Genomic DNA, 20,742 nt, shown 5'->3' with positions numbered 1-20,742 from the left:
GTACAACACGGAACACGACTGCTCAAAGGTACAATTATATTTTTCTAAAAAACTCCAAAAATAAGTAGTTCAATAAATTAACTTGACGCTTCAACCGTGTAGGCTGAGCGGCTAGTCGATAAAACCATTCTAAATTGAGTTTTCTGAAAAACTTAGGCGCTCTTTTAACATTGTCGGTATAAACGTCATACGTACCACCAACGCCCATATAAAAAGCGTCAGGATGAGCTTCTTGACAGTTTGCAATAAAGTACTCTTGCTTTGGAGAGCCCAAGGCAACCGTTACTACTTTTGGCTTTGCTTTAACAATATCGTTAATCACGGCTTGCTGATCCTGAAAGTAACCATCATGCGCACCACAAATTTCGACATCATACTGTTCGTTAAGTTTAACTTGCGTCTCTTGTAATACTTGGGCACTTGCCCCCACCAGAAAAACTGGCGTTTTGGTTTGCCCGCACTTTTCCATCAGTGCTTCCCATAGCTCACAACCTGGAATACGTTGAATACGCTTTTTTAGTTTTCGGCTTAATGTAACAACTACCCCAATGCCATCAGCGTATCTAAAAGTTGCTTTCATCAGTGTAGCGCGAACGCTATCACTTTTAATCGCTGATACAATTTTTTCAGGATTCGTTGCGATGGCACTTCCTGCCAGTACAGTTCCATCATCCCTTATAACATGCGAGACTGCATCGCTTATTGAGGCAAATGGTTCAATAGGGATGCCAGCAACCTCACTAATGGCTTCAGCAGGCTTAAGCAATTGATCTATCTTGTCATAACCAATAAATGGCTCGTGAGAATATGGCTTAAATGCTTTAGCGCCAACTTCATCAATTTTTAGACGAATATCACCTAAATCAGTACAAACGCCGCCAATATCTTCCGTCGCAACATAGTTAGCTAAATCTAACTGATGGTTATCGATGCGTTCGGTATTCGGCACCACAATCATTTTCTTGTTTAGCTCTAATAAATGGAACACACTGCCTGCGCCCGCATGGGTAATAACAAGTTCAGCTTCGTCAAAATACTTATCTATTTCTTGCGTAAATCTAATATGCTCGTGATTTTTTGGCACATAGGTTCCATTTGCGATTTGCAAAACAACTTGATGCTCTTGCACATTAACTTGTTCATCGACAGCTTTTATTAACGTGTCGTAATGGGTATTCCCCACAGTAACAAATATTTTCATAGCCGGCCGCTGTATATGCTCTTAGGATATTTATCGCATATTGTCTTATGTTGAACAAAAAATAGATGTGCTAATCGATAGACTAATCGCCCTGCAATAGAAGGCTTATAGAACCGCGACCATGACTCAAAATAAATCACTTTTGCGCCTGTTAAACGACAAATTATACAAGGAATAATGGCAAGACCTGGCCCTGTTGAAATAACGCCCCTAATCTTATACTTCGCTACAAGCCGACACATTTGAAAGATAGATACAAAAATATAGGCAAAAGTTACAAATATGTTTTTGAACCAGGAATACTTATCGCGCGCTTCAATACAAAAGTATTTTTGCATTATTTGCGGGAAGTTTTTTTCTGAATTTGTCAAAGCCACATAATGATAGTCAGACTCTGTTTGTTTCGACAAGAATCGTTGCATTTGGGCTGTATGTCCTCCTTTTCCATACACTAGGAGGATAATTTCTGGGCGATTTCCAAATTTGAACATTCTGAGCGTTACATCACCGTTTTTCTGCAGATAAGTTGCATATTTTATCTGAAAGAATAGCTAAACGATATACTTCAAGCATTAATTTGAACCTTGGATGCACATCAATTACAAAAACAGCCCCCCCACTAATATTTTATGCCAAGCTGCTTAGCTAATGTTGCGATACGCTCTGAATCTGGCTCAATTAACCTTGCTCTTTCAAACAACCCTTTTGCTACCCACTTTTCACCTCTTAAGGCAAAGCACGTGCCCAGGCCTATCAGCGGCTCCACCATTTGAGAATTAATTGCATGCGCCATAAACAACGCCTCTTCACACTTGTCATATTGCTTAGTATCAATGTATAAAAAGCCTAAATTTGAATAAATATGAGCCAAATATTTCTTTTGTTTAATCCTAGGTATGGTTTCATTAATTAACACAATGGCTTGTTCGAATTTCCCTAAACGCCTCATCGTTGCCACATAGTTGTTGAATATCGCAAACTTATATTTAAATGCTTGGTTATCCGCTTCATCAGGGCTACCTACTAATTGGTATGCATTAGCGAAGCTTTCAAGGGCAAGCTCTAATTGCCCTGCTTGCATATAGTGCTTTCCTAGCATTTGGTGAATTCGAGGCTTATCATGATTAGCTGCCAAATCAGCTGTATATAAAAGCTCAGGATCACGCCACTGCTCATTACGTAAAAAAGTGAGCACTGCCAATGTAACCACTAACACGACACAAACAGTTGCCGCCACAGTTTTTTGCTGAGTTGTAATATTCGCCAACAGCAAAGCCACGAACAAGCAAAGCGTCCAGTTTGGTATATAAGTACGATGCTCAAAAGCTAAATCGGAAATGGGTATGAAACCAGACTCAATCGAATGGACGATAAAGAAAAATAAAACAGCAAACCCGATTAACGGTCGCCTTTTACATACAACAACGCCCCCAATCAAAACTAGCAAATACCCTAAAACGTAAAATACACTATTGGTGAAATCGCCATCTTCTACTTTTACAATATATTCAACCTGTTGCCCTACAGGTATAAAAAATAATTTTACGTAGTCAAATACCACATATAGTTGCGTTTCCAGATATGCCAACCGACTAAATTTTTGCGTTTCTCGAGTATAGGCATCTAAAAATGCAACAAATTCTGGTGTAACTAAATAGATGACCAGCGTACCTAACCCTGCGACTCCCATAAATAGCCAAAATCGATTATAGGCTAAAGCGGAATACGCTTTGTAGTTAAATACAACGACGAATTCAAGCAATAACAACGTGAGAGGTAACGTATAGGTATTTTGTTTCGTTAGCAACGCACACGCCAGAGCTACAAAGAATCCAACCAAATAGCCAATTCGCCATTTGTAGCTATTTGATATTCTAAAAGCCAGATACGCACTTAACGTAAGAAAATAAAATAACCCGGCAAGTGCCGCTGTACGTTGCACGATATAGGTAACAGCCTGAGTCTGCAACGGGTGGATGGCAAATAGCATCGCAGTTGCTAGCGCTATAAACTGATTTTGACGACCACAATTCTGGCGGGACATATTGCATAAAAGGAGCGTAAAGCAGTAGACACTTACAACGGCCAACATATGAATAATAATATTGACTATGTGGTACCCTTTCACATCGAGTCCATGAATTAAATAATTGGCCTTAAAGGTAAGATAAGTCAGGGTTCTTAATCTAAATCGTTCAATGAGTTCTTTAGTGCCCGCTTCATAAATAGCAGTAACTTGTTCTATCGAAGAGATATCATCAAACAGCAATGGCACATCCAAAGTATTTGCATAAATTACGACCGTTATGAAGAGAATAGGTACTAAGAAAATTAAATGAGATTGCTTGGTAAGCATGAAAGAAAATAAACCATGTTCGTCCTGAATTAGGCGTCCAAGTGTGCCAGAATGTTTCGAAAAAGTCGACGGTAATCGATTTTTACGAACATTTTTCATTTAAGCAATGCTTACGGTATGCGGCTGCCCTAATCGACAAATTTCATTAATCTAAACAACTGAATGATTTGCTTATTCTTCAAATGAATAATCAAAAAACTTGATATCTTGTTGGTAGAAATTACTTACCCACTCTTTCGTCTCTTCATCGTACAGTTCAGTATAATGTTTCTGTTCAGACGTTTGCTTAAACAAACTGAAAATTACGTCGCGTTTTCGTATTTTTGATTTGTTTTGATGCGGCAAATCAACGCTTTTACCAAAAACCTTTTCACTTACAAAAGCAAAGTCTTGCGGTAACCTTTCAAATTTCCCGACAAAGTCAACCATCACTTTTCCGGTTGAATCAACAATAAATTCACTTTGTGGAATGATGTGACGATACTCATCCCGACCTTTAATATAATCATCGTTTTCAATCATAGGAAAGTACTTAAAAACAAAGTCTTTAAAAGGCAACTTTGCGTGTCGATATTTATACTCAGATACCAAACGAGCCCAAGGGTTCCGAACAAAAGCAAATGAAAACATCGTTGCTAACTTGTCACTACTCAAATAACCATATTGGCAATATTCTTGGTAGGTTAAATGAGCAAGTCGAGGTGGGCCCATTCTAGGATCAGTGTTTTGACATAACAATAGCTGTTCGCGTTCTTCCCACGACAAACCCAGTTCATCAAGAAACACACGTTCAATGCTTTGACCTGCGGTTTTAGGTATGTGAATAAACACACAATTATGCTTACTTGATATCACGCAATCTCTCCTGTCTTAATTGGGATCGAGTAGACGTGTTTATTAACAAAATAAAGCGCGAATAAATTCTTCAATGCCATAAAAATAGCGGTAATGATAGCCGCCGCGTAAATGCCATATATTGGAATAAATACTAGCAAACATAACAAGTTTATTGAGGTCAAAATGAGCGTATTGCGCTTGAATAATTTTTCATGCCCTGTCATCAACAAAATAGAAACTACAGATCCTGTTGATAGGTTCGCCCATTGCCCAAGTGCCAGAATTTTCACTATCCAGGCAGCTTCTGCGTATCCTTCGTTAAAAAATGAAACGATATATTTAGCTGAAATCCACAAAGCGATTAGCCCAATCGAAGCAATCAAAAACAATAATTTAGTCGTACTTTTAGCCAATGATACGAGCTGCTGATAATCATCTAGTTCTGCATATCGGGCATACATCGGCGAGGTGATGGTATTAACGACTTGGAGAGGAATACCCATGACTACCGCAATTTTAAAAGCAAAGCCAAATATCCCAATATCAGTTAAGGTCAAAGATTGCGCCATTATAATCGGGCTAATTTGTTGAGTCACTAACGCAGCCACGGAAATAACTAACACTTGATAGCTATAGGTAGACAGCTCGCTTTTGCCCACCAATGATAGTTCCCTTTGAACATTGTCACTGTCCTTAGAAAACTTGAAACGTACTACCAAAAAACTAAGCGTTGTGCTAACTATGTATGCAAATACTAATACCAGCAGAGCTTCGAATGCTGAAGTAATTGTTGTTGTGAATAGGATTATCATTGCAATGATAAACGTGCACATCCCCGAAAAGAAATTCGAAGTAACCGCAGACGAGAACCCTTTTAGTACACTACTGTTAAAACCTAATAAGGACTGCGCGATAATTATCAAGGATATAACAACGAGATAAGATGTAATATTTAAACTTGAGGGGAGGTTGAAAACGTTAAGTATCATAAGTATAACTACAACGCCAATAACCCAAAAACAATTTCTACTCATTCTCCGCAGAAGCACGTCGTAAGTTTGCTTTATTGCGTACTTACGAGATGCTATATATTTTACTGCGGTTTGTTCGATTCCAGCCTTTGAAAATGTCACGGAAAAAAGCGTAATAGTCAACAATAACGTAAAAAGACCAAACTCTTCTACGCTGAGTGTTGCGACAACAACGTAATGAAAAGCCAGCGACAACATAGTTGCGGCGAGCTTCATTAATAATAGCCAAAAGCCTTTCTTGGCTAGTGCTTCAGGTATCCTAGTTTTCATTCTTTGTTGAATTCGGGAACCACATATCATAAACCTGCTGGCCAATTAATTCGTCTATGCCAATCAATTCAGCTGAAAAATAATCCTCGAGAAACTTTATAGTATTAGCATTTATAGTGACCGGTTTTTTCGTAACTAACGGGTTCACCATTCTATGAAGCTTCTCAATGAGCTTACCAAGCTTAAAATTACCACTAACAGCATGCTCTTCCGACTGTTCAAGATACCTAGACAAGTACGGCTCGCTTGGCTGTCTCTTAAGTAATCTATTTTTAAGTAGTTGCAGCCTCATAAACTTCGGGTAAAAAGATTTGTTCGCATGAACGGCATACGTGTCGTCGGGAAGCTTTGTTGCATCTATTGAGAGAAATTCACAAATTTCCGCGAGTACGCTTTCTTTGTCTGCTAGAAACTTTTCAAATACGACAAACTTAATTCGCTCCTTGGGAATGAACTCTAACATTAGTTTGATTTGTTGACAGTATAAACTACGCTCTACAATGCTATGTGGCATGTACATTAATGTATCTTCGATATTGTAAATAGCGCGTCCTGAACGTAGTAAATGCCAGTAGTTAGATATCGCTCTGACCGTCGGATTGCGCAAGACAACAACCAACTTGATATTTTTCGCCTGCCGACTAATCCTACTAAATGCGTTATGTGAGGCAAGATATGTCGTAGAATCTTCCCCTTTGAGTTGGCCGGGACCTGCATTGTTAAATTGTTGCAAATACCAAGACTTATAGCGCTCAAAATTTTGTCCATGCGCAACGGCACACCACTGATTTCTAGAAAACTTATTAAAATCAGGATGCTGTAAAATATTATCAAGGTCGAAGTAATGCAATTCTTGATCGGGTATAAATACCTGTGGGTGCAGGTTTAGCATTTTGTGTATGCTACTTGTACCTGACTTCATCGCTCCACAAATGATAAAATCGGGAGCTTCCCTATTACCTTCTAGCTGCCACTTGGTCAAATCAAACTCTCTGGGACTAAATTCAGTTAACATAAATTTGGTTAAATAGTGTAATTGAGTAAATCAAAATCACGCTGGTAATAAATACGTATTCTATCAATGGATTCACTTGATAGTTGCTTTAATATAGTCTTCTCACATGCATTGTTATCGCTATGTGGTGAAGTAATATTTTTTCTTGCTAAGTCAATTGGAAAATTATGCTTATTCGCAATGCGCTGCCATTCTAACGCTAAATTTTCGAATCGAATCACCTCGTTAACCTGACACTTGCCAGTTTTATCAAAAATAAAACCATATTGCGGTTTGAAAACCTCGTAATCCATCACAGTCTCAAAAGTTAAAACATGTTTCACAAACTCATCAAATGTTGTGCTATTAGTAATAATTTTTTCTTGAAGTAGCTTATCATTTACTGATTGATTACCACCAGACAACATGTATTGATAAGCTGAGTACAATCGACTCACCGGGTGCCTGACGATAGAGAAACGGAAATACTTATTAAACTTGTCCGGCGCTGCTCGACGAAAATGAAGCCAACTGACATGCCACCTCGCCCCGGTATCACCAAGCGTATGCAGCACACTAGTGCCAGCTGACTTTGGAATGTGTATAAAGATACATTTATAACGATGCGTAAATGGTTTGTAAGGATATCCTACTAAGCCAAGTTTACGACAAAATTTGCTCAACAATATTTTCATTTTTTTTACGGTAATAATTAAGCACGTTGGCTAATTCAACATCATTTCTTTGTTTATTTGTATGCCAAAGCGCACTTGCCTGACTATTTGGTATTTGAACAAAATGTTCATAAGGCGTAGGTTTATCTACCAAAACTGTGCCAACACCATTTCTTAGTGCTTGTATCTTAAACCAGATATCATCAGTGTTTGGGCATAATTGTCGGTATAAGTTTTCGTTGAGCACATCTTTATGAAGTACATTAGCCGGATACAAGATCCCGCCTACACCTACAGGAAATAAGCGTTTAGCTGACTTATCCACCTTTTCGCGACTAGATATCAGTTGATGAAAGGTTGGCCACTCATTATAAGGCCTTACAACCCCTTTTTTAACGTTAATATACCGCGCATAATGACAAACAACAGACGAAGGAAACTCTAAGTGCTTAGTTAGCAGTCGATTAAGATGATCACATGGATAAATAACATCGTCATCTACTGTCATTACCATTGCATCAGCATTATATGACAACATCGGTAGAAGCTTTTTATAAGACTTTGTATCCGGGCAATATTGAATAGATAAACCTAGCACTGTTAATGTTTGTAGCTCAGCGGGTAAGAGCTTATCTCTGTACTCTTCTTCGGCCAGCCAAAGTGTTACGGTACCAAGTCTAAATGGTAAGTTATGTTCAACCTCCTGGGCCAAGAGCGAAGCAATCGTGTAATGAACCGTTTCAACTCTATCGCCAAAACTAGTCAATGAAATATCTACAGGACGTTTATCGTTGCGCGTAACTCGCTCTGTATGGCGATTTTTTATTGCCTGTATTTGCGATTGATACTGAAGCTCAACCAATTGTGAAAATTGCTGCGTTTGACGCCTGCATTCATCCCGTAATTTTTTATAACTCAACAACCGCTTGACTACAGCAATTTTTTTCAACTTCGATTTTAAGGAATCTAATAGCATGACTTAAGCATTAATAGCTGATAGTAAATAACTAGTGTTTCATAAAAAAGAAAAGCGAGCCGAAGCTCGCTTTGTCTAATTCACTAAAACTAGTAATTAGTCTTGTGCAGCACCTAAAGCACCGAATGTACCTACGAAGCCACGGTCGTTTTCAGAAACAACACGGAACGCTGCGTATACTGTGATGTCAGTAGAAGGAGCGTTAACTGTTAAGTCAATTGCTACTTTACCTTTTTCAACACCAGCATCAGCCATGATAGCGTTCATTACTACGTCACGGATGTTAGTTACGCCTGGAGCGATGTCAGCAACAGCTACATCAAGTGTTTGCCAGCCGTCAGTGCTACCTTCAAGTAAGTAACGAACAGTCATAGCACCAGTTTGTGAACCAGTGTTAGTTGCACGTAAAATTACTTTTGTGTCAGGACCAAATGGCATGTAAGGCACTGTTACGTTAGCACCATTAAGTGTCCAAGCACCAGCATTTGCACCGCTAGCTAACTGCTTAGTACCAGCTACAGCAGCAGTAACAGTTGCAGGATCAACGTTAGTACCATGGTCAGTGTACGCTACACTTGCATCAGCTGTGAAAGACTGAGTTGCTAACGCATCAAAAGCTTCACCAGAAGTATCACCTTCAACGTCAACAGTCACTGTTGTAGCACCTACCGCAGTGTTGCTTACTACGATTTTGTCTGCCGCTACTGAAGTAAGACTTGCTGTGCCAGGAGCTACTGTTACGTTAGATGTTTGAACACCTGCTGTATCAGCGTCTGTATCTAAGATTGAGAAATCACCGTAGATAGTGTAAGTGTACGCAGTTGCAGTTGCTACATAGTCGTAAGCAGTCGAATCAGATGCACGAGTAGTTGTATTAACAGAAGTCAACACTACGTCATCTGTAGTAACGTTATCAGAAGTGTCGTTATTTAACACACCTGTGAATGATAAACGCTGATCGTTAACATCGATTACTGCATCCATACCAGTTGTAACAGAAGCAGAGAACTGGCTCGCCACATCAAAAATTTCAGCAGTAGACTTCGTACCTGAATCAATCACGATATCTGTTGAAGTTTTTGCATCAAACGTTACTGTAGCCGCACCACTTGCTAAAACAGAAGCTGCTGTAAATTGCAAGTCGCCGTCAGCGAATGTTAATGCTGCACCTACAGTAGTTTCAGCTGCTAGACCATCAAATGTCAATTCAGTAACACGATATGTAAGTGTTGTTGAAGTCGCATTCAAAAGACCTAAAGTCATAGTGTCATTTGTATCAGCTAGCACAGGGTTAACTGAAGCAGGTAACGTACTTGCAGTTGTATCTAAGCTTGCACCTGCAAAAGTAAACGTCAAAATATCACCAACAGCATACTCAGCACCAAGTACAACTTGTACTTGATTAGCTTGTACATTAGTTAATGAAGCTGAACCTTCTTCTGAGATTACACGTGGAGTTGTATTGGTTTTAATATCTGCAGCTGCCAATGTAGTAGCAGATACCGAAGCAATAGCTAAAGCCACTAAAGATTTTTTAAACATTCTTTTTTCCTTTGTTTCATGAAACTTGAAGTATTAAATTCATAACACCCAAGATTTTGTTTTATGTTAAATCAACGCTTAGGTTATTAACACTTAGGTTATTAACGCTTAGGCCGTCGCCTAAGCGACTTCTAACAGGAACTAAGTTTACGCAGTAACTATAAAAACTGTCAACAATAAATATATGACAATACGAAAATTATTCCACCATATTTTATTTTTGACTTAAAATTGTATACCCAATCTATCATTCAGAGTACTAATTACTCAACTCCAACTTAATTCGCGATAAACGTTAACCAATAATGGGAACTATTACAAGTTTAAAACTATGTTTTTTTTCACATTAATAGTTAAAATTCGTTAATTTAGCTTTAATTGGGTTAAACCTGCGGCAAATTTGGCTTTTATATCGTCCCACTCATCGGTTGATTCAATGATACGCGGCGTTAGTAAAACCACGAGCTCTGTCTTTATTTTTTCTTCATTGACTGAATCGAACAGCGCACCTACAACAGGAATACTCGAGAAAAAAGGTACACTGGTATCGCCTAAGGTGTTTTTCTCGCTAATCAACCCGCCAAGTACTATAGTTTGGCCATTACCTGCTACAACTTCTGTCACAATCGAACGCTCGAATATAATTGGGTTTCCCTGTACGGCACTACTCCCACCACTTTGATCGCTGGTCTGTTGCGAAATTTCCATAATAACAACTCCACGAGCATTGATTGTTGGTTTAACTTTTAAATCAACGCCAGTTTTACGGTATACAACCGATTGTCTGTCACTATCATTCTGTGAAACAATTTCACCTACTGTTGGAATATCATCACCTACAGTAATACTCGCACTCACTCCGTCTCTCACCAATAACGAGGGACGTGATAGAATATTGATATTTTCATTATTTTGTTGCAAGGTGATATCAACTTTTCCTTGAGTTCCCGATAATACATAGCTTAAACCACTCCCAGCATTGCTTAACGTAAAACCACCAACTTTTGCAAGCCCTTGATTAGTTAACAACAATTCTATACCACTCTTGTAATTATCTGTTAACTTAACTTCGGCAATCATCACCTCAAGTAGCACTTGTTTGGGCATTACGTCTAGTCGTTTAATTAGTGGAAGTAAATGCTGGTAATTATTACCAGTGGTGAAAAAGATGATGGCATTGGCTCTTTCATCAACCACCATTCTCATATCTGAGGTAAAGGCAGAAGTAGTTGCAGCACTGTTTGTTGCACTGTTCGTTGGCGTAGTACGTCTACTTTCATTAGTAGCAGACGTTCTAGTAGAAACAGGCTTAACAGCTGAGCTGACTCCCCCAATTAATGGCTGAATACTCTGTCCCAAATCTGTGGCCCTAGCAAATTTTGGTGTATAGATAAAGTACTGTGAGGCATCACCAGTTGGTGGTTGATCCAATTTATTAGCCCAGAAAACAACCCGATCGATAATCGCTTGATTATTAGCAAATAGTACGATGCTACCAATTCGCTCCAATGGGACTAAAGATATCGCTTTGTCCGCTTGGCCAGATACATCAACGCTGATTCCTTCCTGCGCTAATAAAGGCGGTAGTGACTTAATTATTTCTTCAGTAGAAACGTACTGCCCTTGATAAATGGCAATTACGCGATTTTTCAGCTTTGGTTGATCCATTAATTGAATAAAGTCGAGTGCCTTAAGAATATCCTTTCTTTTGCCTTGAAGGATAATAGCATTGCGATCAAAGTCTGGAGTGGCAGTAACATTAACCACCTTTTTTAAGGTATTTGCCAGAGACGTTTGCATACCGAAAGTAAATGGCACTAATTGTACAATGTTCGCAGATGTGTTGGGCACATCACTTTGCTTATTACCATAACCGTACATAACGTTGCCAATAGCCTCGCCACTTTGACTCTTATGGATATAGTAAATGCCATCCTGAAACTTGATGACATATTGGCGTTCTTCAAGTACTTTTTCACTCAAAGCATACAGTCTTTTTTGTGACACAGGTTTATGAACATTGATGCTCACCGGCGTCTTATCAGCTTGAATCCCTTGACCAAGTATATAATTAACCTGCAGTAACTCCCCAAAAACATGGTGAATATAATCTTTTAACAACAATTCTTCAGCACTCACCGCAACCATCTTTGAATTACTAAACAGGACAGATAAGTCTTCGTCTTGTTTTATGTCCTGACCGTCTACATTAAGTGCTGGCACATTTTCTATTCCACCTAAAAGCTCATTGCCTTGTTCTGAAATACCTTGCTGGTTGACTTTTACACCATCAAAACTTACTTCCACATTTTTGTGTGCCAAGTAAGACTTTTTATGTACCACAGGTTCAGTAACCGTAGAACTACAGCTAGTTAGCATAGCGATCACGGCAAAGTTTAGCGCAAATATTTTCTGACGATTCATTATTCTTCTCAAATGTCTATCAAACCTTCAAAAGGCTCTTTTGTAATTAATTAGGAGCTAAAAGCGATTCATTAGCCTTTCTTATATAACTGAAAACTCACCACTCGTTCACTATCAAGACTGTGAAAGTCCACTTGAATCTGGCTAGTTAACTTAACAGAGTAGCCATGCAATTCTGTATTGCTGTTTATTTTTAATAGCTTTGTTTGTTTAGTTTTCTCATCGTACTCAGCAATCAAAGCGTAGGGACTTCCTTCATTATTAATAATTGCTTTTAATGTCAACTGATGGTGTTGCGTAAATAGCTTATCCTGCATGCCATTTTGATTAACCGGACGAACGAACTTAGGTCTTGTTGGTTTGCCTTTTTTGGGTACAATCGGCTTAGTGTTGACCTTTTTAGGTTTAACAAAATAATCATGGTATAGCTTATTTATCTCATCTTTCTTATTAGACGAAAGCAGCGGTGATTTTAGCTGAGGAATACCTTTGACTTGCGTCTCTTGTGAACTATTAGCAGCATTAATTTGATAAGTAGGAATATCCATTAAGATCGCCGCACATGAAATAACAATCGACGTTTGTACTAACTTACTTGATAAAAAGCGCTTATTATCAACCAACATTATGAAGACTCTCCATTAGCGGTGACTGCACTGGCAACTAAAAAATTTAACGTTATTTTACCAGTGACTCTGCCTAAATCGTTTTTCCTCTGCCGTTTAATGCCATAATTAAAATCAGATATTTGATGGTAAGGCGAGATAGCTTCTAACGCGATCATCAGTTTAATTGCATTGGTCACTTTTCCTGAAAACCTTAATTCTGCGCTGTACATATCGGCATCCAACGCATCAATGTGTTCAATAGTCTGCCAAGCAAAGTTATCAGCCTGCAAGTTTAATTCGCCTAATACTGATTCAAGTCGCTTTTGTTGCTCAATTTTAAATTGAGCACCTGGAGCATATTTAAAAAATAGCGACGTTTCTATTGATTTATTCTTTTGAAGTTTTTGCAATAGCTCGATGGCATTTTCTTTATTTTCAAGCACATTTTCAATCTTAGAAAACCGCTTTTCTAATAACGCAATTTTATTCAATTTTTGTGCTTGCCAGTCATATATAGGTACAATGGCAAACTTTATGATAGCGATTACAACTAAGCACAATAATAAATAGGGATGTTTCTTTAAATCTTCCATTGTTTGCCTCTATTTATTATCAGTATCAGTTGTAGCCAACTCGTCGTTTTGGCCGAAGTCAGTTGCAATTTCAACGTCATCTTTCATCACAAAACTAATGACAAAAATCTCCATATCTTTCCTTTTGCGGGTAGGGAAATCAAATTTTGCGTCTTCCACCAATCGATGCTTACTTAATTCTTCTAGCAATAACGTTGCATGGGCAGTTGTGCCGCGCAAAGCAACTCTACCATTGACGGTTCTAATGTTGCTAAATGTCACTTTTTCAAATAACGGCCTAACAATAATCCATATGGTCGAGTTCAACGATTTATTTTCTAAAAAGCTTTCTATATTTTGATATTTCGCTAAGTTTTCATCGATTTCATTTTGAATGGTAAGCGCATCATTGACTTGCTCAGAATGCTGTACCAACTTTTCATTCAATACATCTTCTTTCCATAGTAGATAACCACTTGTCATTGCAAGATAGCTAATATAAATGAGAGCAACAGGTAACCCCACTTTAAGAACCCAAGATTTTTTCTCGTTTTCGTTAGGCTTACGAACAAATCTCAATAATGCTTGGGGGGATAGCTGACTAAATTGTGTCAACATGACTTTGGCAAAATCATTTTGCGCTTTAACTGGCTCAATACCCGCTTCAGAAATACCGACAGATAACGCAAATACACTTGCATTTTTAATTAACGCTGACTCTAACGTTGAGTAACATGCGCCATTTGATTTGGCAAGAAATAGCCTTTTGTTACATTCCCATGACTGAACCTTACCGTTAGAGAGTCCAGTTGACAATAACCAGGAAACAGGCACTAAAACTCTTGCATTTATGCAATCTCCGTGGAACTGCCATAGATTAACCAATGAATAGCCTTCGCCTTTATATGCGATTTTTCCTACCTTATCAGGTGAGTTTAATTCAAGCGCTAGAATTCGGTTAATTTCTTTTAAATCGTCAACCGGATAGCGCTGTACAGTTTCTTGGTAAAACTCACGAGAAACAATAACAACTGACGCTGGTTGGTCGATCTCTTCGAGCGTCACTTTGTCACCGTTAACACCAAACCTCCAATGCTTGCCGTCGTAGTAACTTATACTAAGTTGACATAATTTTTTATATAAAGCTTTAACACTTAACATATAATTCGAATTCTCAGTTTTAATTCAATATTAACTTCTGTTAGAGAGTATATTTATCGGCTGTTGTAGGCTAGTTGCGTGAGGCCTTAAATACATAACTACAGTTCGCGATGCGTAAGAGTCACCTACGCTACTTGTAATACTTAGCGACATATAGTTAGATGTAGCTAAAAACATATCGTCTGATTCAGTGAGGCCAGATAGGCTTCTAAATCGACGACGATTCAAGGCGCCTTCCTCACGCTGCTTTGTTACAATATCAGCAGCAGTCTTCCCCATTAATGCACTCAATATTGGCTTGGGAGAATTCATTGGGTTGAAGCTCCCTTTTCGATGCACACTCGTATATTTAGTTAACAAAGTTAGTATTTGTTGAGTAACGCCTGTTACATGAGAGAAATCAGAAGTATCAGGCACAGCCCCTTGTCGAGAATACTGACCGAAAGCACTGCCATTTGTGCCAAAAATACCATCGCGAACGATACTATCAGTAACTTGCCACGCTAACAAGTTGTCGGTGACTGTTTTAGCATCTGATAGTGAAACACCGTCGTTGACAAAGAGCTTGTTTAATAGCGACTTATCAGGGAAGTGCGCGTGAATTAGACCTGCTTGGTCTTGAATTTCAATTTGTGTTTCGTTGGTTATGTTGAATGGACTGCCATGGTAATTCCACCCCGAATAATTTCTTGATAGATTGTTTGCTTCGGTAGTGTTTAACTCAGTTAGCATTAAATAGGTAGTTCTTGCCAGTGCTGACTCTACATTAACATAGGCTGCTGACTTATCTTGAGCAAGTTGAGCCATGCGTACTTGTTGACGTGCCGTAGTGGTTAAATAAATTGCAAGCGCTGTCAATACTGAAGTAATTAAGATCACTTGGATAAGTGCGATGCCAGATTGCTTAGGCTTTGTGCAATATCTGTATTCCATTCTAATAATCCACTTCCATATAAGGTGATAACCAGTGGCCTACATCATCTTCAAGATCAATATTTATCGTTGCTTTTTGCCTACCACGTTCTAATAGAAGGCTCAATTTAACAGGCATATAGCGGCGTTCTACACCAGAATACCTAGTAAACCATTGAGGGCGTTTTTTATCAGTTTCGGAGCGCGCCAAAATATTTTCCCAGCCGTAATAACGAAAAGATACCTTATCCAACCCTGTAAATAGGGGTTCCGAATAGTCAAATTCGATTTCTTGTTCAGGACTTAGCAATAAAATCTCTGAAGTTGCCTTAGTTTGAAGGTATAGAGTTACCTTACCATCCGCTGTTTGTTGGGGCTCAATCCTGAATATTTCAGAAAAACGTTTGTCGTGATAGCCCGAACGAGATACTGCTAATAAACTTTTCTCATTCCCTACAAAAAAAAAGCTTGGTTGCTTATTTCGGTCAACAACGACAAATGTTTGAATCCCCTCTAGCAACCTTTGCAACAAAGCAATTTTCTTACTTTCGACCATCGTTTGATTAAATGTGCCAAGCTCTTTATTCCAGCGCTCAGAGAGTATTCGATAAGTATAACTACCGATAAAAAGCAGCATGGACAATATCGTGATGGCGATCATTAATTCAATTAATGTGAAACCATCTGTATTTTTGAATTTTCTACTATTTATTTTTCGTTTGGCGACCATGCTAACTGCTCAAAAGTATAATGTTCAACAGTAGATTTATGTGTCACTTCTAGTGATACTTCCCATAGTTGAAAGCGATAATGCGACTTCTCATATTCTCCACTGTCTGCATCTAGCCTATCGATTGCATCTCTTTCTTCTTTTACAGTGGCTTTCCAATGATAGTTAACATTCCAACTCTGCCCTTCATATTGACTCTCTGTTACGCTTTGCATAGCGGCTTTTCGAATATCAACTTTTATTTGTGCCATTATTGCTGGAATGCTCCCTGATATGGCGACATGTGATTCTGCTTTCTCACTACTGGTAAAGGCACCGCGATAAATAAGAGAAACAGTCGTTATGGCAGCAAACAAAATAACGGCAGCAACTAATACTTCGATTAACGTAAACCCTTGCTCATATGAGTAACGCCTTTTAATCGAACGTTCGATATTTTCTGTTGTGTAGATGCCCATTTATCGATTATTCCTGTCCATTAAAGATAATAACAGGCGTATCTGGTGTTACTTTATTCTCAAGCAATCTATCAAGTAGATATGTTGCACTTTTCCCTCGGTAATCTGCAATCAATTCATTAGGAAAGGCAAAACCGTTAGTATTGAATTGCAAAGTTTGCGGCTGGAAAAATAAATACTCAAACGTAATTGACTTAGCTGACGACTCACCTTCCTTACAGCGCGTAACCAAAACTTCTTTCCCTTGAAATATCAAACATTTTTCTTGACCACTATAATAAGCTTCAGCGGAAATTCGCGATAACCAATGTTTAACGGACAATAACTCTTCTTTAGTTCTTGCCTTCTCTACACTAGAAATGGCAAGCGGACCAACTAACCCCATGAGTAACGAAACAATGGCCATCACGATCATTAATTCGATAAGAGTAAATCCTTTAGGAAAATTCATTATTAGCATCAAACGATAGTTAAACAAACGTTGTTAGATTAATCATTGCGGTACAGTTGTTCAATACTAATCCTGTTAGTAAACATTTCTGAGCTTTTCTTGATGAGGCTGCTTTTCGGATTTCAATGCTGAGATCTCAGCCTCAAGGATCGCCAATTTTTGGACAATGCGATCTTGTGTAATATTCATTCTATTTCGTTCTATATCCATCAATAAAATTTTAATCAGCGCAGCACCAAGGCCTACAATTAATGGAATAATTGGTGGATAATTTATACCTGCGGCATGGCCTATCCAATCTACAATTACGGGAAATGTCCCTAACACTAAGACTATTGCAGCAACCAAAATCCACCGTAACGCCTGACGCGGTGCGAGGTGATCTCTTCTTACCAACCAATAAATGACAAAGGCAATGATTATACCAATGATAGAAGATACAATTTGAGGGTTATTCAAGGTTTAATCCTGTAATCTTTTTATATAACGGTCTTTTTTTGTAGGAAATGCTTTCGTTGTCGACATTAAGCCACTATACAACAAATAGTAACCAACTGCAGTCCACGAATGAAATATGCGAGATGCGCCTGAGAGTCTTTCGTTCATAGTCACCGGTGCTTCGTCAATCGTCAAGCCAACATTACGCATCATAATAAGCACGCCAACACATTGATACTCAAACATGCTCGCTTGCCGAGATATCAAACAATTTAACGCTTTGTTATTGTATAATCTAAACCCAGATGTAATATCACTTACTTCAAGCCGATTGATCAACCGAAAAAAACGCCACGCAATGTGCCTGCCCATACTGCCTCGACTAGTACACTGCCCAATAACAACGTCAGCACCTTTAGCCTGTTTTTTTAGCAGAAGTTTTATGTCTTGGGCATGATGCTGCCCATCGGCATCCATGGTGACAACTGTTTTAAATCCTAATTTAGCCGCATACCTTAGTCCAGCCTGAGTAGATTTCCAAGCTCCTAGGTTAACAACATTGGACAATACTGTCGCACCAGCTTCTTCAGCCAGAATTGCGGTGTCATCGCTACTTGCATCATTAACAACTACAACGCTATAGCCGCAATCAACCACAGAAGTAACCACTCGCTTGATGGTTAACGCTTCGTTCATGGCCGGGATCACAACGCAAATAGTCATTAAAGCTTTACTCAAAAAAATAAAACAAGATTATAAAAGGGTTAGCACGAAACTGCGAGTACTGTTTGCGGATATTATTGCGAGAGCAATACTTTATCATATAAATTTTCTATTTGAGAAGCGATATGAGAAACCCTAAAGTCTGATTCAAACCTTTTTCGTGCATTCTTACCATAATTTTCCAACTGCTGACGATTTTCACTTGCCCACTGAATTTTTGCAGCCAAATCCGCCACGTCATTGGCTTTTGCTACAATGCCTGTTTTACCATCTTGTACAACCCAAGACATGCCACTGCCTTTAACATCAGTAACCAGTGCAGGCTTGCCAACTCGGGCAGCTTCTAATATAACGACGCCGAATGCTTCGGTTTTTTCTATTGAAGGTAAGCACAATACATCACAAGTAAGCAATTTCTTATTCAATGATTCTTCTGACAGCTTACCTAGCAAAGCGATATTATCTTCCAGAGAGTATTTTTTTACTAAAGCAGTTATCGATTCTTTCAACTCTCCTGTGCCCACTATGTCCAAATGTACGTCAATCCCCAGCAGCGTTAGCTTTCTAATTGCCTTTATCATATTGCGGTGACCTTTGTAGTAAGTTAAACGGCCAATCATAAGCAATTGAATAGTTTCTTTTGGAACTGACATTGAAGGTACTTGAGGTATATCTTCAATACCTAATGGTATTACTTCCACCTTATTTCGGTATTTTGTTAATACCTCGCTTTTAAGAAAGTAGTTTTCGGAAGTCGCTATTATCTTTGCAGCTTTTCTTAATAAAGCATGTTCAAAAAAGCGATAAATAGGATATAGCAATTTGATTTTCAGATCGGGCACACTGCCAATCACGTCAGCATGCCAATGCACAACCCAAGGTATGCTTCTTGCCTTTAACAACGGCAACAGCCAAAATGCTGATAGATTAGGCATATGAATATGAATAACATCTGGAGTTGACTTATCAATTAAATGAGAGAGCCACTTAATGAATGACGGTGCAACAGGCGCATAAGCAACGCTACCAAACGTTTTCACTCGATAAACTAGTATATTGTCAATTGACTCAATCGATGTGGCAAAGTTAGCGTCATGATGATGGACAATAGCTGAAACTTCATGACCATCCTCTACTTGTTGAGCTGCCAATGAAGCCATAAAGTTTTCTATTCCTCCCATGAATGGAGGGTAGTATTTTCCTAGATGAATAATTTTCAAAACTAATACCTATCTGCAAAAATTTCATTCATACGATTGGTAAAAACTTTTGGAGCAAATTTTTTAGCTTGAATAAAACACTGCTGTTTCATTTTGTCCGATCGAGCAATTGTCATATAGCTAACTGCTTCAATGATATGTTCTACTCGCAATTCGCTAGGACATAGCCACCCTGTTTCTTCGTGTAGTATAGTCTCTTTTAGTCCGCCATCATTAACACCAATAACTGGTTTTCCAGCTGCCATGGACTCTACTGGAGACATTCCAAAATCTTCATCTATGGGAAGATAAATTGTCGCTATACATTCAGCAACATAACTTAATAATGATTGTTCACTAACCCAACCTACGACTTGTATATTTTCGGCTTGCAAAGCTTTTTTTCGAAGTGACTCCAGTAACGTCCCACCTGAAACAACAACAAGCTTTTTATCCGGCATAGCTAAAAAGGCATCAACAATTAGCTCAACTCTCTTATAATTCTCAAGCCGAGCTGTTGATAAATAATACCCATTGCTCTCCCGGTTAAAAAACTTATTAATAGCAATTGGCGGATACACAACCTCTGCCTCACACCCTAAATAATGCCTTATTCGGCTCTGAACATTCTTTGAATTACAATAAATAGCGTCCATCTCCTTCAGCGCAGGTTCATAGTGTGCTCTCACATAGCGAGCGAATACAGATACAATGTGTTTCTGATACCAAGGCAATGTATTTTGATAATAATCGTACAGATCGTAAACGAATCTTGGAGGGGTATGACAGTAATAAATGTTCCTATCAGCCTTAGAATTATATACAGCTAATGGAGCGTTATTTCCTGAATAAAGATTAACTCTATCTTTTAGCAGGCTGTCATTTATGTGGCGAAATGCGTACATCCCCTTGATTGATTTCCATAATGGCAACGTTGATAATTTACTTATTGAATGCAGCTCGTTATTTATGCTTGGAAGCTTTTCGATTATATTGTAATTAACTCCAGCAACAATTATGTCTTGATGAGTACTATTTGCTAGCTCGATGGTCAGACTCTCCGCCCCTCCAACAACTTCCATAAAATCGTATAATACAGCCAAACTATTATCTTCCAATCAAAGTGAATGTAAATCCCAAATAATTAAGCTGTGAATTATAATTCCAACCCAGTAAAATGTAACG

Annotated in this window: 21 protein-coding genes; all 21 read right to left on the bottom strand. The window is 38.6% G+C overall.

Annotated elements, in window-relative coordinates; all coding sequences use genetic code 11:
• Positions 1-34: 34 nt before the first annotated feature.
• Positions 35-1,201: a PssE/Cps14G family polysaccharide biosynthesis glycosyltransferase gene (pssE, locus tag ACSLUK_RS02330; RefSeq protein WP_448546886.1), complete on the bottom strand. Its 1,167-nt coding sequence runs from the start codon at positions 1,199-1,201 to the stop codon at positions 35-37.
• Complete coding sequence (gene pssD, locus ACSLUK_RS02325; RefSeq protein WP_448546910.1) at positions 1,198-1,623, bottom strand: PssD/Cps14F family polysaccharide biosynthesis glycosyltransferase; 426 nt, start codon at positions 1,621-1,623, stop codon at positions 1,198-1,200. The genes pssE and pssD overlap by 4 nt, the downstream gene beginning before the upstream one ends.
• Before the next feature lie 197 nt (positions 1,624-1,820).
• Positions 1,821-3,656 carry a tetratricopeptide repeat protein gene (locus ACSLUK_RS02320; protein ID WP_448546885.1) on the bottom strand — a complete coding sequence of 612 codons (1,836 nt, stop codon included), beginning with the start codon at positions 3,654-3,656 and terminating at the stop codon, positions 1,821-1,823.
• A 72-nt stretch (positions 3,657-3,728) separates the two neighbouring features.
• On the bottom strand, positions 3,729-4,412 hold the full coding sequence (locus ACSLUK_RS02315) for a sulfotransferase family protein (protein ID WP_448546884.1): 684 nt from the start codon (positions 4,410-4,412) through the stop codon (positions 3,729-3,731).
• Complete coding sequence (locus ACSLUK_RS02310; protein WP_448546883.1) at positions 4,409-5,695, bottom strand: lipopolysaccharide biosynthesis protein; 1,287 nt, start codon at positions 5,693-5,695, stop codon at positions 4,409-4,411. The genes ACSLUK_RS02315 and ACSLUK_RS02310 overlap by 4 nt, the downstream gene beginning before the upstream one ends.
• Positions 5,685-6,710: a sulfotransferase family protein gene (locus ACSLUK_RS02305; protein ID WP_448546882.1), complete on the bottom strand. Its 1,026-nt coding sequence runs from the start codon at positions 6,708-6,710 to the stop codon at positions 5,685-5,687. The genes ACSLUK_RS02310 and ACSLUK_RS02305 overlap by 11 nt, the downstream gene beginning before the upstream one ends.
• A gap of 8 nt (positions 6,711-6,718) precedes the next feature.
• A complete protein-coding gene (locus tag ACSLUK_RS02300) occupies positions 6,719-7,384 on the bottom strand; it encodes a sulfotransferase family 2 domain-containing protein (RefSeq protein WP_448546881.1) in 666 nt (221 codons plus the stop codon).
• On the bottom strand, positions 7,353-8,282 hold the full coding sequence (locus tag ACSLUK_RS02295) for a hypothetical protein (protein ID WP_448546880.1): 930 nt from the start codon (positions 8,280-8,282) through the stop codon (positions 7,353-7,355). Before ACSLUK_RS02295 ends, ACSLUK_RS02300 begins: the two co-directional genes overlap by 32 nt.
• A 153-nt stretch (positions 8,283-8,435) precedes the next feature.
• Positions 8,436-9,881 (bottom strand): Slr4 family S-layer protein, encoded by a 1,446-nt coding sequence (locus ACSLUK_RS02290; RefSeq protein WP_448546879.1) that lies wholly within the window; start codon positions 9,879-9,881, stop codon positions 8,436-8,438.
• A 363-nt stretch (positions 9,882-10,244) separates the two neighbouring features.
• The gene (locus ACSLUK_RS02285) at positions 10,245-12,305 is read right to left on the bottom strand and encodes a secretin GspD/PilQ domain-containing protein (protein ID WP_448546878.1); all 2,061 of its coding nucleotides are present in this window, start codon (positions 12,303-12,305) and stop codon (positions 10,245-10,247) included.
• Positions 12,306-12,376: 71 nt separating this feature from the next.
• Positions 12,377-12,931: a hypothetical protein gene (locus tag ACSLUK_RS02280; RefSeq protein ID WP_448546877.1), complete on the bottom strand. Its 555-nt coding sequence runs from the start codon at positions 12,929-12,931 to the stop codon at positions 12,377-12,379.
• Positions 12,931-13,506 (bottom strand): hypothetical protein, encoded by a 576-nt coding sequence (locus ACSLUK_RS02275; RefSeq protein ID WP_448546876.1) that lies wholly within the window; start codon positions 13,504-13,506, stop codon positions 12,931-12,933. The genes ACSLUK_RS02280 and ACSLUK_RS02275 overlap by 1 nt, the downstream gene beginning before the upstream one ends.
• Before the next feature lie 9 nt (positions 13,507-13,515).
• Positions 13,516-14,646, bottom strand: coding sequence for a hypothetical protein (locus tag ACSLUK_RS02270; protein WP_448546875.1), 1,131 nt, complete (start codon positions 14,644-14,646; stop codon positions 13,516-13,518).
• A gap of 30 nt (positions 14,647-14,676) precedes the next feature.
• A complete protein-coding gene (locus tag ACSLUK_RS02265; protein WP_448546874.1) occupies positions 14,677-15,579 on the bottom strand; it encodes a hypothetical protein in 903 nt (300 codons plus the stop codon).
• 1 nt (position 15,580) lies between these two features.
• Positions 15,581-16,288: a PulJ/GspJ family protein gene (locus ACSLUK_RS02260; RefSeq protein WP_448546873.1), complete on the bottom strand. Its 708-nt coding sequence runs from the start codon at positions 16,286-16,288 to the stop codon at positions 15,581-15,583.
• The gene (locus ACSLUK_RS02255) at positions 16,267-16,746 is read right to left on the bottom strand and encodes a PulJ/GspJ family protein (protein ID WP_448546872.1); all 480 of its coding nucleotides are present in this window, start codon (positions 16,744-16,746) and stop codon (positions 16,267-16,269) included. Before ACSLUK_RS02255 ends, ACSLUK_RS02260 begins: the two co-directional genes overlap by 22 nt.
• 7 nt (positions 16,747-16,753) lie before the next feature.
• Positions 16,754-17,197: a prepilin-type N-terminal cleavage/methylation domain-containing protein gene (locus ACSLUK_RS02250; protein ID WP_448546871.1), complete on the bottom strand. Its 444-nt coding sequence runs from the start codon at positions 17,195-17,197 to the stop codon at positions 16,754-16,756.
• Between the two features lie 75 nt (positions 17,198-17,272).
• Complete coding sequence (locus tag ACSLUK_RS02245; RefSeq protein WP_448546870.1) at positions 17,273-17,656, bottom strand: DUF2304 domain-containing protein; 384 nt, start codon at positions 17,654-17,656, stop codon at positions 17,273-17,275.
• A 3-nt stretch (positions 17,657-17,659) separates the two neighbouring features.
• Positions 17,660-18,358, bottom strand: a complete 699-nt coding sequence (locus ACSLUK_RS02240) for a glycosyltransferase family 2 protein (protein WP_448546869.1) — start codon at positions 18,356-18,358, stop codon at positions 17,660-17,662.
• Between the two features lie 74 nt (positions 18,359-18,432).
• The gene (locus ACSLUK_RS02235) at positions 18,433-19,578 is read right to left on the bottom strand and encodes a glycosyltransferase (RefSeq protein ID WP_448546868.1); all 1,146 of its coding nucleotides are present in this window, start codon (positions 19,576-19,578) and stop codon (positions 18,433-18,435) included.
• Between the two features lie 2 nt (positions 19,579-19,580).
• Positions 19,581-20,660: a glycosyltransferase gene (locus ACSLUK_RS02230; RefSeq protein ID WP_448546867.1), complete on the bottom strand. Its 1,080-nt coding sequence runs from the start codon at positions 20,658-20,660 to the stop codon at positions 19,581-19,583.
• Positions 20,661-20,742: the final 82 nt, after the last annotated feature.

The organism is Thalassotalea fusca (assembly GCF_053485835.1).
The sequence above is the reverse complement of the archived record's forward strand: the minus strand, read 5'-3'. Positions and strand labels throughout refer to the sequence as shown.

What these genes read in the sequence shown, in the direction of transcription:
- ACSLUK_RS02320 (WP_448546885.1), bottom strand. Translation starts at nt 3,656, where the DNA reads ATGAAAAATGTTCGTAAAAATCGATTACCGTCGACTTTTTCGAAACAT.
- pssD (WP_448546910.1), bottom strand. Translation starts at nt 1,623, where the DNA reads ATGCAACGATTCTTGTCGAAACAAACAGAGTCTGACTATCATTATGTG.
- ACSLUK_RS02270 (WP_448546875.1), bottom strand. Translation starts at nt 14,646, where the DNA reads ATGTTAAGTGTTAAAGCTTTATATAAAAAATTATGTCAACTTAGTATA.
- ACSLUK_RS02300 (WP_448546881.1), bottom strand. Translation starts at nt 7,384, where the DNA reads ATGAAAATATTGTTGAGCAAATTTTGTCGTAAACTTGGCTTAGTAGGA.
- ACSLUK_RS02255 (WP_448546872.1), bottom strand. Translation starts at nt 16,746, where the DNA reads ATGGGCATCTACACAACAGAAAATATCGAACGTTCGATTAAAAGGCGT.
- ACSLUK_RS02260 (WP_448546873.1), bottom strand. Translation starts at nt 16,288, where the DNA reads ATGGTCGCCAAACGAAAAATAAATAGTAGAAAATTCAAAAATACAGAT.
- ACSLUK_RS02265 (WP_448546874.1), bottom strand. Translation starts at nt 15,579, where the DNA reads ATGGAATACAGATATTGCACAAAGCCTAAGCAATCTGGCATCGCACTT.
- pssE (WP_448546886.1), bottom strand. Translation starts at nt 1,201, where the DNA reads ATGAAAATATTTGTTACTGTGGGGAATACCCATTACGACACGTTAATA.
- ACSLUK_RS02305 (WP_448546882.1), bottom strand. Translation starts at nt 6,710, where the DNA reads ATGTTAACTGAATTTAGTCCCAGAGAGTTTGATTTGACCAAGTGGCAG.
- ACSLUK_RS02310 (WP_448546883.1), bottom strand. Translation starts at nt 5,695, where the DNA reads ATGAAAACTAGGATACCTGAAGCACTAGCCAAGAAAGGCTTTTGGCTA.
- ACSLUK_RS02250 (WP_448546871.1), bottom strand. Translation starts at nt 17,197, where the DNA reads ATGAATTTTCCTAAAGGATTTACTCTTATCGAATTAATGATCGTGATG.
- ACSLUK_RS02280 (WP_448546877.1), bottom strand. Translation starts at nt 12,931, where the DNA reads ATGTTGGTTGATAATAAGCGCTTTTTATCAAGTAAGTTAGTACAAACG.
- ACSLUK_RS02240 (WP_448546869.1), bottom strand. Translation starts at nt 18,358, where the DNA reads ATGACTATTTGCGTTGTGATCCCGGCCATGAACGAAGCGTTAACCATC.
- ACSLUK_RS02290 (WP_448546879.1), bottom strand. Translation starts at nt 9,881, where the DNA reads ATGTTTAAAAAATCTTTAGTGGCTTTAGCTATTGCTTCGGTATCTGCT.
- ACSLUK_RS02275 (WP_448546876.1), bottom strand. Translation starts at nt 13,506, where the DNA reads ATGGAAGATTTAAAGAAACATCCCTATTTATTATTGTGCTTAGTTGTA.
- ACSLUK_RS02285 (WP_448546878.1), bottom strand. Translation starts at nt 12,305, where the DNA reads ATGAATCGTCAGAAAATATTTGCGCTAAACTTTGCCGTGATCGCTATG.